General features: G+C 54.2%; 19 protein-coding genes. 5 read left to right on the top strand and 14 right to left on the bottom strand.

Annotated elements, in window-relative coordinates; all coding sequences use genetic code 11:
* Nucleotides 1–31 precede the first annotated feature (31 nt).
* Nucleotides 32–1,033 (bottom strand): riboflavin biosynthesis protein RibF, encoded by a 1,002-nt coding sequence (gene ribF / locus RSA72_RS05515; protein ID WP_332621870.1) that lies wholly within the window; start codon nt 1,031–1,033, stop codon nt 32–34.
* Between the two features lie 209 nt (nt 1,034–1,242).
* Here ribF and RSA72_RS05510 point away from each other — a divergent pair, with 209 nt between their 5' ends.
* Complete coding sequence (locus tag RSA72_RS05510) at nt 1,243–2,376, top strand: TDT family transporter (protein WP_332621869.1); 1,134 nt, start codon at nt 1,243–1,245, stop codon at nt 2,374–2,376.
* Between the two features lie 105 nt (nt 2,377–2,481).
* A complete protein-coding gene (locus RSA72_RS05505) occupies nt 2,482–3,048 on the top strand; it encodes a phosphorylase family protein (protein ID WP_332621886.1) in 567 nt (188 codons plus the stop codon).
* A 75-nt stretch (nt 3,049–3,123) separates the two neighbouring features.
* Here RSA72_RS05505 and RSA72_RS05500 read toward each other — a convergent pair whose 3' ends face one another.
* The 10 genes from RSA72_RS05500 to ubiG all read right to left on the bottom strand — a co-directional run bounded on the left by RSA72_RS05500 (nt 3,124) and on the right by ubiG (nt 11,603).
* Nucleotides 3,124–3,744 carry a TetR/AcrR family transcriptional regulator gene (locus RSA72_RS05500; protein WP_332621868.1) on the bottom strand — a complete coding sequence of 207 codons (621 nt, stop codon included), beginning with the start codon at nt 3,742–3,744 and terminating at the stop codon, nt 3,124–3,126.
* Nucleotides 3,745–4,202: 458 nt separating this feature from the next.
* A complete protein-coding gene (gene ssuD / locus RSA72_RS05495; protein WP_332632848.1) occupies nt 4,203–5,372 on the bottom strand; it encodes an FMNH2-dependent alkanesulfonate monooxygenase in 1,170 nt (389 codons plus the stop codon).
* A gap of 400 nt (nt 5,373–5,772) precedes the next feature.
* The gene (gene argA / locus RSA72_RS05490; protein ID WP_332621863.1) at nt 5,773–7,122 is read right to left on the bottom strand and encodes an amino-acid N-acetyltransferase; all 1,350 of its coding nucleotides are present in this window, start codon (nt 7,120–7,122) and stop codon (nt 5,773–5,775) included.
* A 149-nt stretch (nt 7,123–7,271) separates the two neighbouring features.
* On the bottom strand, nt 7,272–7,640 hold the full coding sequence (locus tag RSA72_RS05485; RefSeq protein WP_332621861.1) for an RcnB family protein: 369 nt from the start codon (nt 7,638–7,640) through the stop codon (nt 7,272–7,274).
* Nucleotides 7,641–7,836: 196 nt separating this feature from the next.
* Nucleotides 7,837–8,238 carry an RcnB family protein gene (locus RSA72_RS05480; RefSeq protein WP_332621859.1) on the bottom strand — a complete coding sequence of 134 codons (402 nt, stop codon included), beginning with the start codon at nt 8,236–8,238 and terminating at the stop codon, nt 7,837–7,839.
* 268 nt (nt 8,239–8,506) lie between these two features.
* The gene (locus RSA72_RS05475; RefSeq protein WP_332621857.1) at nt 8,507–8,662 is read right to left on the bottom strand and encodes a hypothetical protein; all 156 of its coding nucleotides are present in this window, start codon (nt 8,660–8,662) and stop codon (nt 8,507–8,509) included.
* A 178-nt stretch (nt 8,663–8,840) separates the two neighbouring features.
* On the bottom strand, nt 8,841–9,260 hold the full coding sequence (locus tag RSA72_RS05470; protein ID WP_332621855.1) for a hypothetical protein: 420 nt from the start codon (nt 9,258–9,260) through the stop codon (nt 8,841–8,843).
* A gap of 148 nt (nt 9,261–9,408) precedes the next feature.
* Complete coding sequence (locus RSA72_RS05465; protein WP_332624226.1) at nt 9,409–10,155, bottom strand: YciK family oxidoreductase; 747 nt, start codon at nt 10,153–10,155, stop codon at nt 9,409–9,411.
* A 36-nt stretch (nt 10,156–10,191) separates the two neighbouring features.
* Nucleotides 10,192–10,893: an HAD family hydrolase gene (locus RSA72_RS05460; protein ID WP_332624231.1), complete on the bottom strand. Its 702-nt coding sequence runs from the start codon at nt 10,891–10,893 to the stop codon at nt 10,192–10,194.
* Nucleotides 10,890–11,603, bottom strand: coding sequence for a bifunctional 2-polyprenyl-6-hydroxyphenol methylase/3-demethylubiquinol 3-O-methyltransferase UbiG (ubiG, locus tag RSA72_RS05455; RefSeq protein WP_332624227.1), 714 nt, complete (start codon nt 11,601–11,603; stop codon nt 10,890–10,892). The genes RSA72_RS05460 and ubiG overlap by 4 nt, the downstream gene beginning before the upstream one ends.
* Before the next feature lie 183 nt (nt 11,604–11,786).
* On the opposite strand from ubiG, the gene RSA72_RS05450 reads away from it, so the two are divergent.
* Nucleotides 11,787–12,404 (top strand): thiol:disulfide interchange protein DsbA/DsbL, encoded by a 618-nt coding sequence (locus tag RSA72_RS05450; RefSeq protein WP_332624228.1) that lies wholly within the window; start codon nt 11,787–11,789, stop codon nt 12,402–12,404.
* A 168-nt stretch (nt 12,405–12,572) separates the two neighbouring features.
* Here RSA72_RS05450 and RSA72_RS05445 read toward each other — a convergent pair whose 3' ends face one another.
* Entirely contained in the window at nt 12,573–13,253 is a 681-nt protein-coding gene (locus RSA72_RS05445; RefSeq protein ID WP_332624229.1) for a TetR family transcriptional regulator, read from the bottom strand.
* Nucleotides 13,254–13,421: 168 nt separating this feature from the next.
* On the opposite strand from RSA72_RS05445, the gene rph reads away from it, so the two are divergent.
* Nucleotides 13,422–14,138 carry a ribonuclease PH gene (gene rph, locus RSA72_RS05440; protein ID WP_332624230.1) on the top strand — a complete coding sequence of 239 codons (717 nt, stop codon included), beginning with the start codon at nt 13,422–13,424 and terminating at the stop codon, nt 14,136–14,138.
* Between the two features lie 620 nt (nt 14,139–14,758).
* On the opposite strand, the gene rsmB is transcribed toward rph, so the two are convergent.
* Nucleotides 14,759–16,066, bottom strand: coding sequence for a 16S rRNA (cytosine(967)-C(5))-methyltransferase RsmB (rsmB, locus tag RSA72_RS05435; protein WP_332624553.1), 1,308 nt, complete (start codon nt 16,064–16,066; stop codon nt 14,759–14,761).
* A complete protein-coding gene (gene fmt / locus RSA72_RS05430) occupies nt 16,066–17,025 on the bottom strand; it encodes a methionyl-tRNA formyltransferase (RefSeq protein ID WP_332624554.1) in 960 nt (319 codons plus the stop codon). The genes rsmB and fmt overlap by 1 nt, the downstream gene beginning before the upstream one ends.
* Before the next feature lie 436 nt (nt 17,026–17,461).
* On the opposite strand from fmt, the gene RSA72_RS05425 reads away from it, so the two are divergent.
* A partial coding sequence (locus RSA72_RS05425; RefSeq protein WP_332624555.1) for a dihydroxy-acid dehydratase domain-containing protein occupies nt 17,462–17,893 on the top strand: 432 nt, incomplete at its 3' end.

The following is a 17,893-nucleotide window of genomic DNA, read 5'->3' as shown; positions in this document are numbered from 1 at the left end:
TTTGCTGACACGTTTTACAAGAAAAGTTCGGTTAAAAAGGGAATTCCGGGGTGCTGCTACGGAACGCCAGCAGCTGCGCAACATCATCATCAATTCCCGCTTTCAGCGCGTCAAGCGAAGGGTAGTTCTTTTCGCCGTGCAAATAGCTTAAGAACGTGACCCGCATTAACAGGCCATACAGATTAGCAGAAACATTCGGGAAATGTACTTCTAATCGCCATTCGGGATGCGCCTGCCGGATCGCCGGCCGCGTGCCGACGTGGCCCGCGCCGAACAGCGCAGAGGCTTCATAGCCGGCAATGCCCGGCTGCGCAGGATCGCCCGCAGCGGCTTTATCGCTTAAAGAAGCGCTTTCGCAAATGACTTCGACGCCGTAAATGCCGTGCAGGCAGGGCTTGTGGCGGCTTAGGCGCACATTGATGGTCGGGAAATTGATGGTGCGGCCAATCTGATCGCCGTACTGCACGCGGCCGGTAATGCTGTAGGGGCGGCCCAGCAGCTTCGCGGCCAAGGCCAAATCGCCGGCCTGCAGCGTCTGGCGGATGCGGGTCGAGCTGACGCGCCCGCCGTCAATTTCCACGGTATGCAGGTTGGCCACTTCAAAGCCGTACTGGCGCAGGAATTCACTGTTGCCTTGGCGGTTTTTGCCGAAATGAAAGTCATCGCCCAATACCAGGCTGAATGCATTCAGTTTGTTTTTGAGCAGCCCGGCAAATTCTTCTGCGCTTAGGCTGCGGAAATAGTTGTCAAATTTAGCGACTGCAATGTAGTCTACGCCCAGTTCCGCCAGATATTCGACTTTTTCGCGCAGCGAGCTGATGCGCGGCGGCGCGTCATAGCCTTTAAAAAATTCCAGAGGCTGCGGCTCAAAAATCATCACCAGCGTTTTGGCCTGCTTTTCCTCAGCAATGCGCTTTAGCTGGGCAATCATCGCCTGATGGCCCAAATGCACGCCGTCAAAATTGCCGATGGTGGCTACAGTTTTGGGCAGCTGGAAATCAGGCGCTAAAGCATTCAGGCGGAGCAGCTTCATGGGCGAATCAATGCATTGAAAATGGGTCAGGGCTATATATTGCCATAATCTCACAGTTTCGTCTTGCTGTTGTGTTTTCACTCAATATTTTTATAAAATCAGCCCGTCTTTATATCAGTAAAATATATTTTAAAAATAAATATAAATCAATTTTTCTTATTAATGGTTCTGTATAGAATGGCTTTAACTCTTGGAATGAGCATTCCGCGATGAAAAAGCCTTTTTATCAGCTGCAGCAGAAGCAGGACTTGATCCGCCAGTTTACCCCGAACTGGTTTACCGTCACGATGGGCACCGGCGTTGCGGCTCTGGTGCTGGCGGAGCTGCCTTTCGCCCATGGCGCGCTTTGGCAAATCGGCGCGGCGGTATGGCAATTCAACATCGGTTTATTCGCTGCATTTTCCATCCTGTATGCTTTGCGCTGGATGCTTTATCCGGATGAAGCCCGGCAGATCTTCAGCCACCCTGTGATGAGCCTGTTTCTAGGCGCCATTCCGATGGGCCTGGCGACTATTCTGAACGGTTTCCTGAAATTTGGCGTGGCGCTGTACGGCGATATTGCGGTTCAGATTGCCCAGCTGCTGTGGTATGCCGATGCGGCTTTAGCGCCGCTGATTGCTTGGTGCGTGCCGTTTTTCATGTACAGCCGCCAGCAGCATGAGCTGAAAAGCATGACGGCGGTGTGGCTGCTGCCGATTGTGGCCTGTGAAGTGGCGGCGGCTTCCGGCGGGCTGCTGCTGGGGCATATGGATGCCGGCCTGCACGCCGCGGGCATTCTGCTGGGCAGCTATGTGCTTTGGGGCATTTCTGTGCTGCCGGCCTTTGCGGTGCTGACGATTTTAATGCTGCGCCTGGCGCTGCATCAGCTGCCGCCGAAGGAAATGGCCATCAGCAGCTGGCTGGCATTGGGCCCGATCGGCACCGGGGCTTTGGCCTTGCTGGCGCTGGGGCAGCATGCGCCGCAGGTTTTGGCGGCTATCCGCCTGCAGGCTTTGGGTGAGCTGTTTCAGCATGCAGGAATTTTCGCGGCTTTGCCGCTGCTGGGCTTTGGCCTGTGGTGGCTGGGCATTGCGGTTTTAAGCACTTTATCTCAGCTGAAAGGCCTGCCGTTTAATTTAGGCTGGTGGGGCCTAACGTTTCCCTTGGGCGTGTTCACGCTGGCTGTGCTGAACCTTGGGCAGCAGCTTCAGATCGGGTTTTTCTGCAGCGCTGCCTATGCGCTGGGCGCGGTGCTGATTGGGCTGTGGCTGATGGTGGCCTATCAGACCGCAAAAGGCTGCTACCGCGGCAGCCTGTTTTTCTCGCCGTGCCTGAAAGCCTATTTGGAGCAGCGCAGCAGCTGAACAAGCGCGGATGCCTGAGCGGAAGCAGGGAGAGCCGGAGGCGCAGAATTTGCGCCTTGGGCTTTTTTGTTTTTTAATGGGATAAAATTTTCTTGAGTGCTGATGATGCCGAATGCTCTTGCTTTAATGATGGCGCTGCCGAATGAATCAAAAGGCCTGTTTGAACAGGCGGGTGTGGAGGTGCATTACAGTGGCATAGGCAAAGTCAACGCCGCCTTTAAAGCCTTTGAAGTGATTCAGAAAACCGGATGCGCAACCCTGCTGAACTTAGGCACCGCCGGCAGTTCACATTTTGATGCGCACGCGCTGGTGGAAGTCACCCAGTTTGTGCAGCGCGACATGGATGTGTCGCCTCTGGGCTTTGCGGTGGGGGTCACGCCGATGGATGCCGACCATCCGGCTGAAATTGCGCTGGACGGCTATTTTCAGCATTTGCCTAAGGGCATCTGCGGCACAGGCGACAGCTTTGAAACCGGCCTGCCGAAAGTGCCGTGCAATCTGGTGGACATGGAAGGCTATGCAATTGCCAAAGTCTGCAAGAAGCTCGGCGTGCGCCTGATTTCAGTGAAATACATCAGCGACGGCGCCAATGGCACTGCGCATCTGGACTGGGAAGAAAATCTGCTGCTGGGCGCGCAAAAGCTGCTTGCGCTGTATCAGACGCTAAAATGAGGGTGATGGGATGGGGGCGCCGGCGGCCATAGACTGCTATGGCCGTATGCCAAATTACCGCAAGGGCGCGGCAGCTTATTTTTCGCTGCGCGGAATTGCGCCGTACAGCATCATATGCACTGTATGCTGAATTATGCGCTGCTGCATGCTGCGGTTGCGCAGGGTTTTGCCGGTGACCATTTCCATCTGCGTAGCGAAATCCGCATAGTTCTGGGTAATGGCCCAAATATTCAGAATGAACAGCTCAGGGTCAATTTCTTTGGAAATTTTGCCCTGCTCTTGCCACATCAGAATGACTTTCGCCTTGCGCTTCACCAGCTTCTTCAGCGGGCCTTTCAGGATTTCCAGAATATGCGGCGCGCCCTGAATCACTTCCAGCGCAAATAAGCGCGAAGCTTTCGGCTGGGTGCGCGACACTTCAATTTTCTGCATCAGGTAATTGGCAATCGCCTCTTCCGGCTCCAGGTCTGCTTCCAGCATTTGCAGCGGCGCCAGCCATTTCTGCAGAACTGTTGTCAGGACTTCGACATACAGCGCTTCTTTATTTTCATAGTAATAGAAAATATTCGACTTATGCATTTCTGCAATCTGCGCGATTTCATCCAGGCTTGCCCCGCTAAATCCGTAGAGGGAAAAAACATCCAGAGCGGCATTCAGCAGCTGGTGGCGTTTTTGGGTACTTTTTTTTTGTTCCATTAGCACTCGAAAGCATTAAAAAAAGGGGAATGGGCAATTGTACGGCAAATCATCAGATTTGTGCACAATCAGAGCGGGTAATTTTATGAATAATGGCCATTTATTTTTCAGTTTATCGCTTAAATTATGCTGCATGATGGAATTAAATCAAATAAAAAAATGTATGCTGGAAATTAAGAAAGATTATTTTTATTCATAGATCAGCTCATTGCGATTTTGCAGGGCTGCAAAGCCCGCTTACTGCGCCAGCAGGGCGCTGCAGCGCAGCGCGCTCATCAGGGGCAATACGCTGAAAACTGCATGCCGGCGTCCATGCGGAAAAGCGCTATGCCGCAAAGATGCCATGTGGCAGGCATGGGTTTTCAGCGCCTGGCGCAGCCCTGCTCAAGCCGGTCAAAGCTGTGTTCCACGTGAAACCTTGCTTGCATGCAAGGCTCCGGCCGCAGCGGTTTTTGGCATTAGGCCGGTTCCTGAAAGTTCTTCTTGCTTTCATCCGGCGTGTAATTATTTGCAACAATCTCGCCGAAGGGGCCGGTCAGATTCGGCTGCGCCAGCTTCTTCCGGGTCTCCAGCGGCAGCAGCGGGAAGACCAGCTCAGCAAAGCGGATGGATTCCTCCAGATGCGGATAGCCGGAGAAAATGAATGTGCTGATGCCCAGATCGGCATATTCCTGAATGCGGGCCGCTACAGTTTCCGGGTCGCCCACCAGCGCTGTGCCGGCGCCGCCGCGGACGAGGCCGACACCGGCCCAAAGGTTTGGCGACACTTCCAGCCGGCTGCGGTCACCATTGTGCAGTTCCGCCATGCGGCGCTGGCCGACAGAATCCATGCTTTTGAATTTTTGCTGGGCGGCGGCAATTGTTGCATCGTCTACATACTGAATCAGCTCATCAGCGGCCTGCCATGCTTCTGCATTGGTTTCGCGCACAATCACATGCAGGCGGATGCCGTAATTCAGTTCACGGCCTTTGGCTGCCGCTTTGGCTTTGACATCGTCTATTTTTGCTTTGACGGCTGCCGGCGGTTCACCCCAGGTCAGGTAAGTGTCGACTTGCTCTGCAGCCAATTCTGCGGCAGCCTCTGAAGACCCGCCGAACCACAGCGGCGGGTAGGGCTGCTGGACCGGCGGATAAAGCAGTTTAGCGCCATCGACGCTTAAGCGTTCGCCGTGGAAAGTAAAGCTTTCGCCGCTGTGCGAGCGGGTTAAGATTTCACGCCAGATGGCAGTGTATTCAGCTGCTGTTTTATAGCGCGAGGCGTGGTCTTCATATACGCCATCGCCTTTCAGTTCATGTTCATCGCCGCCGGTGACCAGATTCAGCAAAACCCGGCCATTGGACAGGCGGTCAAGCGTGGCCGCCATGCGGGCAGCCAGCGCCGGCGTCGTCACGCCGGGGCGCAGCGCCACCAGAAACTTCAGGCGCTTTGTGGCGTCAATCAGGCTGGCTGCGGTCAGCCAAGGGTCTTCGCATGAACGGCCAGTCGGGATTAAAACGCCTTCATAGCCTAAGTTATCCACGGCAACGGCAATCTGCTTCATATAGGCATGGTCCACTGCGCGCGCGCCTTTGCTGGTGCCTAGGTAGCGGCTGTCGCCATGCGTTGGGATAAACCAGAAAATTTTCATCTCAGTTCCTTAAAATTTAAAATCGCGCCCGGCGTTCAATACAGCCCCAAGCCTAAGCATCCGGTGCGGCAGCGGACTGCAGCTGAAACGGCTGGCTGCTGATTGATCTGCAGCCAAGCTAAAGGCTTTCCTTTTTTTATAAAAATAAGAAAACTGCAATTGATCATGAGGAAAAAAGATAAAGCAAAAACAGCAAAGCTTAGCTGAATGGGCGCTTTCAATGCGGCCGCAAATGGGCGGTTTGTTAAAGTTTTAATTATTTGAAATATATTGAAAAATTACAGCTATGCGCCGGCGGGAATAAGCTTATCTGCCGGGGTGCAGAACCGGATGGCGCCCTGTGCGGGACTGTGCAGATAAGCTTATGCAGAATAATGCTATGGCGGCTGCCGAAAACTGCTTAATCCAGCAGCTTTTTGCAGACCAGTGAATTGCGCTGGTAGTTGTATAAAGCCTGGCGCGCATTCGGCAGCTCATCGACGCTGGCCTTTTCAAAGCCCTGTTCCAGAAACCAGTGCGCCGTGCGCGTGGTGAGGATGAACAGCTGCTGTATGCCCATGCTTTTGGCTTTTCCTTCTAAATAATGCAGGATCTGGCTGCCGCGGTTGGACTTGCGGTAGCCGGGATGCACCGCCACGCAGGCGATTTCCGCAGAGCGCAGTTCATTGTCCGCCGCCGGAATCGGATACAGAGCAGCGCAGGCCAGAATGGCGCCGTCGCGTTCAATCACCGCAAAGCGGTGGATTTCATTTTCCAGCCGCTCACGCGAGCGGTACACCAGAATGCCTTCCTCTTCCAGCGGGCGCAGCAGGCTGATCAGGCCGCCGACGTCCTGAATATTGGCCATGCGCACTTCTTCATAATGCGCATCGGTAATCATGGTGCCGGAGCCGTCACGGGTGAATAGCTCTTCCACCAAAGCGCCGTCATAGGCATAGGAAATCAGATGCACGCGGTGCACGCCCTGCAGCGAAGCCGTTTTGGCGCCGCGCAAATGCAGCGCAATATCCGGGCTGGCGTCCTGATGCTGCAGAATGTGCCGGTCCAGCTGATGCGGGGCCATTTCGCGCTGCAGCAGGCCCTGCTCATTCAGCAGGCCATGCTGCTTGCCAAGGAAGATCAGCTTATCCGCCTGCAGGCTGATGGCGGTTTTGGTTGCCACCTCTTCCGCCAGCAGGTTGAACACTTCGCCGGTGGCCGAATAGCCGGCGGGGCCAAGCAGCACAATATTCTGGCTGTCTAAATGGCGCTGCATGGCGTCGGTATCGACCGAGCGCACTTCGCCTGAAAGCTGAAAATCCACGCCGCCGTGGATGCCGTAAGGCTTGGCGGTAATTAAGTTGCCGGAAACCACATCAATGCGCGCGCCGTGCATCGGCGAGTTGGCCAGGCCCATCGACAGCAGGGCTTCAATCTGCAGGCGGATGGAGCCGGCAGCGTTCATGACCGCGCCCAGCGATTCGCGCGTGGTGACGCGCCGGCGGTTGTGGAACGGCGTCACCAGCCCGGCATCTTTCAGGTTCTGGTCGATTTGCGGGCGCGCGCCATGCACCAGGATCAGCCGGATGCCTAAGGAATGCAGCAGGGCGATGTCGTGGATAATATGCTGGAAGTTTTCATGCTGCACGGCTTCGCCATCAAACATGATGACAAAGGTTTTATTGCGGTGCGCATTGATATAGGGCGCAGAATGCCGAAACCAATGCACATATTGCAAAGTAGTGCTGTCTGAGGGTTCTGTCGAATTCATTGGCCTGCCTGTTCCCAAACTGAAATTTCCTTTTTCAGATTTTAATCAAAAAACTGCAGGGGGGAAGCGCAAATGCCCGTCTTGGCATAAAAAACACCTGAACCGGCGCCTGATTCAGGTGTTTGAAGGAAGATGGGCGGCTGAAACCCTTAGCCGATGATGCGCAGAATGCGGTGATTGCGTTCATTCACCAGCACATAGTCGCCATTGATTCTGTACCACTGCTGATAGCGCCCAGTGTCCGGCAGGCGGCGCGCTTCACGGCTGCTGACCTGATAGCGTGAAGCGTCAAAGGCGCGGGGCAGGATTTGGCCTATGCGCCAGTGGCGGCTCGGGTTGACGCGGCTGTCATTCCAGCGCTGATGCTTATAGCTGCGGTCATGGCTGTTCCAGCGGCCGTCCTGACTGTACTGCGCATGGGCATAACGGCCATCGTAGCGGTCGTCTGGCGCAGCCATGGCGGAAGCCGCCATCAGGCCTGTCAGCGCCAGCGTTGCGGCTGTAATCATTTTTTTCATTGCTTTCACCTCATCTCTTTAAGATCGCTGCTGTTGCTGCAGTTTTAAATTAGCGGAAAAGATCAGAGAAAGAATGAGAGCAATGGAGCGGAATTGTGAACTTTGTGGAGGAAAAAAGCAGGCTAAGCGCCGGGGTTTCCGGCGGCCTGAAAACAAAAAAGCCCAAACTGTGTTGGGCGGATGCATCATTCTGCGCTTACATGCCGAGAATGCGGATAATGCTGTTGTTTTCTGAGTCGACTAAAATGTAGTCATTGTTGATTTTGTACCATTGCTGCCTGCGCTCCGGGCGCGGCAGCTCATGCTCCCGGTATTCGACTTTATAGCCGTCGCCGCGGTAATGCTGCGGCATCACATAGCCGGTTTGCCATTTATGCTGCTGCAGGCGCTGCACGCCGCGCTCTTCGCGCATGCGGCGCTTGTCCAGCATGCGGTCTTCATCATCGGCGTCGCGGAAATCCTGATTGCGCTTGCCTTGACCTGAATTCCGGGGATGGTCGTAGCCGCGCTCCTGATCAAACTGAGGGGCGGCAGCGGCCAGGCTGCTTGCCATCAAAGCACTGAAAGAGATTGCCAAAGCAGTCAAAATCTTTTTCATGTTGAATCCTCATAAAAACAATTCATTTTCCAATACAGCTACTGTACGCAAAAAATGCAGAGAAACTGTGAAGAAAGCTGGCTGATTTTTTAAATAAAATGCAGATAATGCGGATATTATGCAGCCTAAGCTGCGGTTTTGAAAATAAATAGCTGCAATAATCCTGCAGCTGGCATTTTATTTGGCGCGCCCAAGCATAGCAAATTTTGCTTCTGCTGCTGAAAAAAATCAAAAAGCCCTTGCCATGAAGGACTTAGATGCGGCTGGCTCAGTACCACTGTTCGGATAAGCTTTGCAGCGAGCGGATAGCTTCGGCCACGGACTCTGCTTCGGCTGCATTGTCCAGCGCGGCGATTAAGCTTGCAGCCAGCTGCAGCGATTCAATTGAGCGGATGGTTTCAGTTTTGCGGTTTTGATCGGCCATGATTGGCGCTCCTGCGCAGCATGTTGTGATTGCTGAACAGCATAGGCTTGAATTTTAAATCTAAAAAACAGTATATTTTTATTGTATTGATTTAAAAATACGATTTGAGGCGCGCGGCCGGCTTGCCGCGCAGAAAAGGCGTCTGCTGATAGCCTTTTCTGCGCTGGACATAGAGCGCTTAATAAGCGCAATTCAAATCGGTGTAATCGCTTAAAGACTTCGCGAGATGCGCCTGAATAAATTCGCGCACATCCTCCGCGGTCATCGGCGCGCCCTGCTTGCTGATGATGTGCTCAATCGGCGGCTGGCCTGAGGCGGTAATTTTGTAGACAAAATTTTTGGCGGCCTTGTAGCCTTCGCCCTCTTTAATGATGCCCACGGCATAGCTGTAGGCATGCTCAAAATTCAGGTCGGCATGCGAAAACACAAACTGTTCAAACAGCTTAAGGCTTTGCCCTGTGCTCAGCGCGCGCAAGTCATCGGCAATGCTCGGATCGAATTTCATGCCGTATTTTTCCGACAGCGGCTGGCCGTCAATCAGCAGGCTGATCATGCCGTCTTCGGCCGGGAGGATGGTGATGTTGCTTAAGTCAGGCATGGATTTTTCAACGCTAAAAAAAGAGTGCCGCATCAGTATCCGCATATTGCAGGGAAATACAAGCCGGCTTTAGGGCAGTGGGCGCGCGCATCAGCTGCACAAACAATAAAGGAAGCGCAGGGCTTCCTTCTCTTCACGCTGTGCAGGATTAGTTCTGCGCATCAATGCTTTGGCCATTCATCTGCAGGCTGTCATCGCCCATTAAATACAGATAGGCCGGCATGATTTGTTCAGGTGTCGGCAGGGTTTTCGGGTCTTCATCTGGATAGGCTTTGGCGCGCATCGCGGTGCGGGTTGCGCCCGGATTGATGCAGTTGAAGCGAATGTTCGGATGGGTATTTTCCTTGGCGAACAGCTGGCTGACGGCTTCAATGGCGATTTTAGATACGGAATAGGCGCCCCAGCGTTCGCGGGTTTCGCGGCCTACGCCGGAACTGGCAAACACCACCGAGGCATGCTCGGATTTCTGCAGCAGCGGCAGCAGCTCCTGCGTCAGCAGAAACGGCGCGCGCAGGTTGACCGCCATCACGTCATCCCAGACATCCGCAGGGTAGTGAGCCAGTTCCGTGCGCTCGCCTAAAATGCCGGCATTGTGCAGAATGCCGTCCAGGCGCCCGAATTGGCGTTCCAGGGTATCGACCAGCAGCTCATAGTCGCGGGGGGAGGCGCTGGACAGCTGCAGCGGCAAAATGGCCGGCTGCGGCGCGCCTAAGCCTTCAATTTCATCATAAATGACTTCCAGCTTGTTCAGCGTGCGCCCATGCAGCACCACTGTTGCGCCATGCAGCGCATAGCTGAGCGCCGCTGCCCGGCCAATGCCGTCGCCCGCGCCTGTAATCAGGATGATGCGGCCTTTCAGCAGATCGGGGCGCGGCTGATATTCTGAATATTTCATACGGTGCCTCCTTATTTTATTATGATGGTGATGCGGTTATGGCGTGATTTGCCCCGCGGTTTTTGATGGCATCACCAGCTGGCGGATGGCATCATGCAGTTCAGCAACTGTGTTCACTATACAATCTGCCCGCCAGGCTGTTAAGTCATCTTTGCACTGCAGCGGCAAATAGCCGTAAGCGGCTAAAATCGTGTACATCTTTGCATGGCGCCCGGCGTCAATGTCGCGCGGATGGTCGCCGACATAAATGCAGTCTTTCGCGTCAATTTTAATGGCGCCGGCAGCCAAATGCATTGGCTCCGGATCAGGCTTGGCCCTGCTGACATCTTCAGGGCAGACCAGAACCGAACAGCGCTCTGCCAGGTTGAGCGCGTTCAGCAGCGATTCGCTGAGCCAGCGCGGCTTGTTGGTGACAATGCCCCATGGAATGCTGCGGCTTTCCAGCTCCTGCAGCAAAGCCTGCATGCCGTCAAACAGCGCCGTATCCACCGCAATCTCTGCGCCGTAGATATCTAAAAAGCGCTGGCGGTGCGCCAGAAACACTGGATCTTCCGCATCCAGTTCCGGATACACCAGCTTGACCATGGCGCGCGCGCCTTCCGACACCTGGGTGCGGATCAGCGCTGCGTCCACGACTTCACCGCCTTTTTCACGGCACATCTGCTGCAGGATGCGGATAAAATCGGCCGCTGTGTCAATTAAGGTGCCGTCTAAATCAAAAAGAACCGCTTTCATCAGGCGCCTTCATTCACGGTATGCGCCATGTAGTTGACGTCGACATTCGGCGCCAGCCAGTAGCGCTTGGTCAGCGGGTTGTAATGCAGGCCGGTCATGTCTTTCAGTTTCAGATTGGCCGCGCGGATGTCATGCGCCAGTTCAGACGGCTTAATGAATTTATGATAGTCATGCGTGCCTTTGGCCAGCATGCGCAGCAGATATTCCGCGCCGATAATCGCGAACAGGTAGGCTTTCGGATTGCGGTTGATGGTGGAGAAAAATACATGGCCGCCCGGCTTCACCAGCTTTTGGCAGGCCTGAATGATCGATGCCGGATCCGGCACATGCTCCAGCATTTCCATGCAGGTCACCACGTCATATTGTCCGGCCTGTTCTTCGGCCAGCTGTTCCACAGGAATCTGGCGGTATGCAATGTTCTGCACATTTTCCTGCTCGGCATGCAGGCGCGCCACATTCAGCGGCGCTTCGCCCATGTCAATGCCCAGCACATCTGCGCCACGGCGCGCCATGCTTTCCGCCAGAATGCCGCCGCCGCAGCCGACATCCAGCACTTTCTTGCCGGCAAGGCCGCCGGCGCGCTCATCAATCCAGTTCAGGCGCAGCGGGTTGATCATATGCAGCGGGCGGAACTCAGAATGCTGATCCCACCATATCGCGGCAAATGCTTCAAATTTGGCAATTTCTTGCGGATCAACATTCAATTGAGACATCAGCGCCACCTTCAGCAAGCCATTATATTTAAAAAAAATCCTATGCTGAGCTAGTGTAGCGTTTATTCAGGAAAAAGCGATAAAAGCTGCAAAAAAGTTCACAGAATGAAAACGAAATTTGGCGGATTTGATTTATAGTGTCGGGATAAGCCAATCAGAAAGATTCAGAGGACTATAAGCTTAATGAAAAAATTCCTGTTCAGCAGTGCTGCCGCTGCTCTTTTCGCTTTTTCGGGCAGTGCAATGGCTGCGCAATTTGTGGCAGGCAAAGACTATACGGTGGTTCCCAACCCGGTAGCGGTTGAAAAACCGGGTAAAATTGAAGTGCGCGAATTCTTCTGGTACGGCTGCGGCCACTGCTCTAAACTTGAACCGCATATGCAGGCATGGCTGAAGCAAATGCCGAAAGACGTGCGCTTTGTGCGCACGCCGGCATCAATGAATCCGCTGTGGGAGCAGGGCGCGCGCGCGTATTATGTGTCTGAAGCTTTAGGCGTGCGCCAGAAAACCCATCTGCCTTTATTCCATGCCATTCACGCCAATGGCCAGAATATTTTAGAGCAGGCGGCTTTTGCCAAGTTCTTTACCCAGTTCGGCATTCCGGAAGCGAAATTCAACAGCACTTACAAGTCATTCCCGATCAGCTCCAAAATTGCCCAGTCGCAGGATTTAGCGAAGCGCTATCAGCTGACCGGCGTGCCGGCGGTGACGGTAAACGGCAAGTACATTATTCAGGGTGAAGACGGCAAAGTGACGCAAGTTCTGAACTACCTGATTGAGCAGGAACGCAAGGCCAAATAAGCGGGAAATCCGGATTTCCATGCCTGTGCCAGTCAGTATTGACTGGCATTTTGTTTTTTAAATGCTGAATAAAATTGAATGCTGGAATACGGCGTCGTGAATGCGCAAAAATTCAGGGGCTGATCTTTAAACTGCTGAATGGGCCGGCATGGCATCGAAGGCAATTTTTCAGGCCTGTCCGGCTTGCGGCGCGGATGCGCCCTCATGGGCTGCGCGTTGCCTGTTTAAGGCGCCACGGAGCAGCAGCTGCGCCTGAATAAGGGTCTGGGCTTTAAAGCGTCCGCGCTGTTCCGCCTGCAGGCTGGGCGCAAAGCGCCGGCGGATTTCGATCCAGCCCATGGCCCAGTCCAGCGCCAGATGAATCAGGATTTGCGCCAGCGCATGCAGATCCTGCGCGTCCTGCATATGCTGCAGGCTTTCAGCCTGGCGCAGGCCATTGGCCAAATCATCAATTAAGCACTGGATTTCGCGGTCAATCGCCTGGCGCAGCAGGGCTGATCCGCCCCAGCGCTCTGAAATCAGAAAAATCCACGGTTCGGGATAGTGCCCGACCGACTGGAAAAACAGCTCCAGGCTGCTTTCCGTCCTGGCATCCGGATGGCGCAGACAGGCCTGCGCCAATTGATGCAGCAGGCCTTTTAAATGCAGCGCGGCCTGATCCACCAGCTCCAGCCCGAGCTGATCCAGATCCGCAAAATGCCGGTAAAAAGCCGCGGGGACTAAGCCGGCATGGCGGGCAATTTCACGCAGGCTCATGCTGCTGAACGCGCGTCCCGAGGCGCTGAGCGCTAATACGGCGTCCAATAGGGCCTGGCGGCTTTGCTGCTTGCGTTCATCGCGTTTCGACATGCGCGCTTCCATCTAAGCTGATTCGGCCCAGTCTAGCAAAAAATGCCGGCTGAAACGATGCGCCGCAGCGCGCCGGCGGGATGCAAATGCGCAAAAGCCCCGCCATTCTTGCCGGCGGCATCTGCTATACTCGGGCGCAATAAATTTCTGTCAAATGAAGGACCCAATATGCGTATCGACCAGCGAGCGTTAGATCAATTGCGTGACGTTAAAATTACCCGAGGCTACACGCGCTATGCGGAAGGTTCTGTATTGGTTGAATTCGGTCATACAAAAGTGCTGTGCACCGCCAGCATTGACAACTCTGTGCCGCGCTTCTTAAAAGGCCAAGGCCAGGGCTGGGTGACTGCAGAATACGGCATGCTGCCGCGCTCTACCCATACCCGCAGCGACCGTGAAGCGGCCCGCGGCAAGCAAAGCGGCCGCACTCAGGAAATTCAGCGCCTCATCGGGCGCAGCCTGCGCGCCATGGTCGATTTGAAAAAACTCGGCGAAAATACCATCACCATTGACTGCGACGTGATTCAGGCCGACGGCGGCACCCGCACCGCGGCAATCACAGGCGCGGCTGTGGCGCTGATTGATGCGATGAATGTTCTGCTGGAAAAGAAAAGAATCAAGCAGGACCCGCTGAAAGGCTTGGTGGCGGCGGTTTCTGTCGGCATGTATAAAGACGAAGTGCTGCTGGATCTGTGTTATGAAGAAGATTCAAGCTGCCAGACTGACCTGAATGTGGTGATGACTCAGGCCGGCGAATTCATTGAAATTCAAGGCACAGCGGAAGACAAGCCGTTTACCCGCGCGCAATGCGACGCCATGCTGATCATGGCGGAGCAAGGCATACTGGAGCTGGTGAAAAAGCAGCAGGAAGCGCTGGGCTGGTAAGCAGCCAAGCCGCTTCAATTGCACTAATGCCAGTCAGTTAAGAAACTGACTGGCATTTTCTTTTTAAATTCTAGACTTTATTTGATACACGGAAGCGTCATCCGCAACCTGAGCAAAAACAAAGCACTGCTTTGTTTGCAGTGCAAGGCGCAGCGGTGGCCTTTGAAATGGACTGTTTTTGCGATGAAAGCTGTTCAAGTGCAGAAAGTGAACAGGTTTCGCGGTGAGGCGCACTGCGCCGCAAGATGCTTTCCTTGCGAAGCCTCGCTTCTCATTTGGCGAATGAGAACCACTGTTTCGCAAAGAACAAAACGAGCTCCAAAAATTCGATTTAAAAACGGTAAGACTCCGCCGTGAATAGCCCCAAAAATTAAGAAGTTTATGGTGAAACTTCTTAACTGATCAGCATTACCTCGATTGCACAGCTGCGTTGCCGGGCCGCTTGGCCCGCAGCCGGATTGGCATAAAAAAACCTGAGCCCCGGCGCTGCAATGCAGATCTGCACTGTAGCGCCGGGGCTCAGGTTTTTTCATCTCTGCATGCGCGGCAGTTTTCCGGCCACTGCAGCCCAAACCGCCGCGCTTGCGGCTGCCCGGGTAAAAACTGCGGAACAGTTTTTGCTATGCGGTTTTCTGGATGCGGCAGTAGTAGAAGCCGTCGCCATGGCCCCGGCTCGGCAGCAGCTGGCGGCCATGCAGCTGTTCAATGCCCCAGTCTGCATCAATCTTCACTTCCTGAGCATCGGCATGCGTGGCGAAGAAATCCGCCATCTGCTGTTCATTTTCCGCTTTTAAAATGGAACAGGTAATGTAAAGCAGCGTGCCGCCGGCTTTCAGCTGCTGCCACATATTGTCCAGAATCTGCTTCTGCAATGCCACTGTTTTGGCAATATCGCCGGATTGGCGCAGCAGGCGGATATCCGGATGGCGGCGCATTACGCCGATTGCTGAACACGGCGCGTCCAGCACAATGCAGTCCGCCGCTTCAGGCGCGGTCCATTTCACTGCATCGGCTGCGGTGATTTCAACGTTCTTGCCGTCCAGCGCCAGGCGCTCTAAGTTTTCAACAACGCGCTTTAAGCGTTTTTCATCCAGATCCAGCGCGATGAGTTTTTTCGGCCGGTACATTTCTAAAATATGCGCGGTTTTGCCGCCTGGAGCCGCGCAGGCATCAATGACCGTTTTGCCATCTAAATTGGGCAGCAGCGTGGCGCACAGCTGCGCATGTTCGTCCTGCACCGAAAAACCGCCGGCTTCAAAACCCGGCAGGCTTGGAATGTGCAGGCTTTCATCCAGAACAATGCCGGCCTCGGAAATTTCGCAGCGGTGCGCGTCAATGCCTTCATCTTCCAGAATATCCAGATATTCATCGCGGCTGACTTGGCGGGTGTTGACCCGCAGCGTCAGCGGCGCGGCCTGCTTCAGCTCATCGCTGAGTTCCGCAAACTGGTCGCCCCAGTCTTTCTTCAAGCGCTTCGCCAGCCAGCTGGGCAAGTTGGATGCATTTTCCAGTACATCATAAAACTGTTCAGATTCGCGGGTTGCGCGGCGCAAAATCGCATTCACCACGCCGCTTAAGCTTCCCATGCCCAGCTGCTTGGCCGCTTCTACGGTTTCTGAAATGGCCGCATGGGCAGCCACGCGGGTGCAGAGCAGCTGGTACAGGCCAAGGTATAAGCAGGTTTCAACAATTTCATTATCCAGCGGCTTGGACAGCAGGGGCAGGGTCACCTGTTTCAGCGCATGCCATTGGCGCAGGCAGCCCAAAACCAGTTCATGGTACAGCGCGCGGTCTTTGTCAGACACAATCGCCATGTGCTGCTGCAGAACCGATGCCAAGGACTGGCCATTTTGGACAGCCAATAGCGTTTTCACAACCTGAGCGCGCAAATTCAAGTTTTTCGCTGAGGCGTGGGGAGATTGCTTCATTATAGGATTTGTCCAACAGTAAGTTTTTGAGTTTGGTGAATCTGTACAGAGTTTAAAGGCTTGCCGCCCGGCCACTGCAGGCTGCTGAGGCAAATGGCGCGCTGGTCGCCGCAGGCCACATGCACGCCCTGCTTGTCTATGGCGACAATTGCGCCAGCCGGCTGATGGGCTGCGCTTTCTGCGGAAAGCTGCGATTGCCAAACCCGCAGGCTGCTGCTGTCATCCAGCGCAATAAAAGCGACTGGCCAAGGGTTGAACGCGCGGATATTGCGGTCAATGCTGGCGGCGTCCTGCGTCCAGTCAATTTGCGCTTCGGCCTTGGACAGCTTGTGCGCATATACGGTCAGCGCTTCGTCCTGCACTTCGCGCGCCTGCAAATAGCGCTGCAGCGCCTGTTCAGACTGCAGCACCGCGGCGACCGCCTCTGCGCCTTGCGCAGCCAGCTTGTCATGCAGGCTGGCTGCGGTGTCATGCGCTTCAATCGGGCAGGCGGTTTTATACATCATGTCGCCGGTGTCGAGGCCGGCGGCCATTTTCATAATGGTGATGCCGGTTTCAGCATCTCCGGCGGCGATGGCGCGCTGAATCGGCGCGGCGCCGCGCCAGCGCGGCAGCATGGAGGCGTGAATATTCAGGCAGCCGTATTTCGGCGTATCCAGCACGGCCTGCGGCAAAATCAGGCCATAGGCCGCCACCACCATCACATCCGCATTTAAAGCTTTCAGCTCAGCTTGAGCGGCCAGGCCTTCTTCAGTTGAAGCTTTGAAATGCAGCGGCTGATGCACAGGCAAGCCATGCTGCAGCGCCAGCTGCTTAACTGCCGATGCTGTGAGTTTCTGGCCGCGTCCCGCTTTGCGGTCAGGCTGAGTATAAACCGCAACAATTTCATGATCTGTTTGCAGCAGCGCAGCCAAGGCTGAGGCTGCGAATTCTGGGGTACCGGCAAAGACGATTTTCACGCATGACTTCTCAAGGAAACTTGGGCGTATTATAGGGCAAAAGCATTTTTAAGCCTAAGTTCCGCGGCGTTTTGCTGGAATTTAATGTAAGGATTTGAATTTAAGCGCAGATTTTAAGAAACAATTATTTATCTAATAAATTAATATTAATAACTATGGTTTATATAAAATTTAAAAATTATTCATGAAAGTTTTGCATTGCCGGCGCTGCGATGGCGTTATAGTAGATTTCAGTAAACAGATTCCTGCAGCCCGCCCGCCGGAAAGCAGCTGCAGCATACCCGTCCAGATATGCCTGAAAGGTCATCTTTTAAAACAAGGACTTGGTGTATGATATGCGCAAATTTCGGCTGATTTCACCCGCATCATCAGTATGATTTAGCCAAAGTGAACCCTGAAGGTTCATTTCAAGCTCAAACTTTGTTGGAAATATACAATGCCTGACTATCGCTCAAAAACATCGACACACGGAAGAAATATGGCTGGCGCGCGCGGCTTATGGCGCGCGACAGGCATGAAAGATGAAGACTTCGGCAAGCCGATTATTGCGGTGGTGAACTCATTCACGCAATTCGTGCCGGGCCATGTGCATCTGAAAGATTTAGGCCAGCTGGTGGCTGAACAGATTCAGGCTTCAGGCGGCGTCGCCAAAGAATTCAATACCATTGCGGTGGATGACGGCATCGCCATGGGCCATGACGGCATGCTGTATTCGCTGCCTTCGCGTGACCTGATTGCGGATTCGGTTGAGTATATGGTCAATGCCCATTGCGCCGATGCCATGGTCTGTATTTCCAATTGTGACAAAATTACCCCGGGCATGCTGATGGCAGCGATGCGCCTCGATATTCCAGTGGTCTTTGTCTCT

Origin of the sequence: Acinetobacter sp. (assembly GCF_036659555.1) — a bacterium.
GTDB lineage: Bacteria > Pseudomonadota > Gammaproteobacteria > Pseudomonadales > Moraxellaceae > Acinetobacter.
The sequence above is the reverse complement of the archived record's forward strand: the minus strand, read 5'-3'. Positions and strand labels throughout refer to the sequence as shown.

Excerpts from the sequence above, each read along its gene's own strand:
- ribF (WP_332621870.1), bottom strand. The coding sequence starts at position 1,033 with ATGAAGCTGCTCCGCCTGAATGCTTTAGCGCCTGATTTCCAGCTGCCC.
- RSA72_RS05510 (WP_332621869.1), top strand. The coding sequence starts at position 1,243 with ATGAAAAAGCCTTTTTATCAGCTGCAGCAGAAGCAGGACTTGATCCGC.
- RSA72_RS05505 (WP_332621886.1), top strand. The coding sequence starts at position 2,482 with ATGCCGAATGCTCTTGCTTTAATGATGGCGCTGCCGAATGAATCAAAA.
- RSA72_RS05500 (WP_332621868.1), bottom strand. The coding sequence starts at position 3,744 with ATGGAACAAAAAAAAAGTACCCAAAAACGCCACCAGCTGCTGAATGCC.
- ssuD (WP_332632848.1), bottom strand. The coding sequence starts at position 5,372 with ATGAAAATTTTCTGGTTTATCCCAACGCATGGCGACAGCCGCTACCTA.
- argA (WP_332621863.1), bottom strand. The coding sequence starts at position 7,122 with ATGAATTCGACAGAACCCTCAGACAGCACTACTTTGCAATATGTGCAT.
- RSA72_RS05485 (WP_332621861.1), bottom strand. The coding sequence starts at position 7,640 with ATGAAAAAAATGATTACAGCCGCAACGCTGGCGCTGACAGGCCTGATG.
- RSA72_RS05480 (WP_332621859.1), bottom strand. The coding sequence starts at position 8,238 with ATGAAAAAGATTTTGACTGCTTTGGCAATCTCTTTCAGTGCTTTGATG.
- RSA72_RS05475 (WP_332621857.1), bottom strand. The coding sequence starts at position 8,662 with ATGGCCGATCAAAACCGCAAAACTGAAACCATCCGCTCAATTGAATCG.
- RSA72_RS05470 (WP_332621855.1), bottom strand. The coding sequence starts at position 9,260 with ATGCCTGACTTAAGCAACATCACCATCCTCCCGGCCGAAGACGGCATG.
- RSA72_RS05465 (WP_332624226.1), bottom strand. The coding sequence starts at position 10,155 with ATGAAATATTCAGAATATCAGCCGCGCCCCGATCTGCTGAAAGGCCGC.
- ubiG (WP_332624227.1), bottom strand. The coding sequence starts at position 11,603 with ATGTCTCAATTGAATGTTGATCCGCAAGAAATTGCCAAATTTGAAGCA.
- RSA72_RS05450 (WP_332624228.1), top strand. The coding sequence starts at position 11,787 with ATGAAAAAATTCCTGTTCAGCAGTGCTGCCGCTGCTCTTTTCGCTTTT.
- RSA72_RS05445 (WP_332624229.1), bottom strand. The coding sequence starts at position 13,253 with ATGTCGAAACGCGATGAACGCAAGCAGCAAAGCCGCCAGGCCCTATTG.
- rph (WP_332624230.1), top strand. The coding sequence starts at position 13,422 with ATGCGTATCGACCAGCGAGCGTTAGATCAATTGCGTGACGTTAAAATT.
- rsmB (WP_332624553.1), bottom strand. The coding sequence starts at position 16,066 with ATGAAGCAATCTCCCCACGCCTCAGCGAAAAACTTGAATTTGCGCGCT.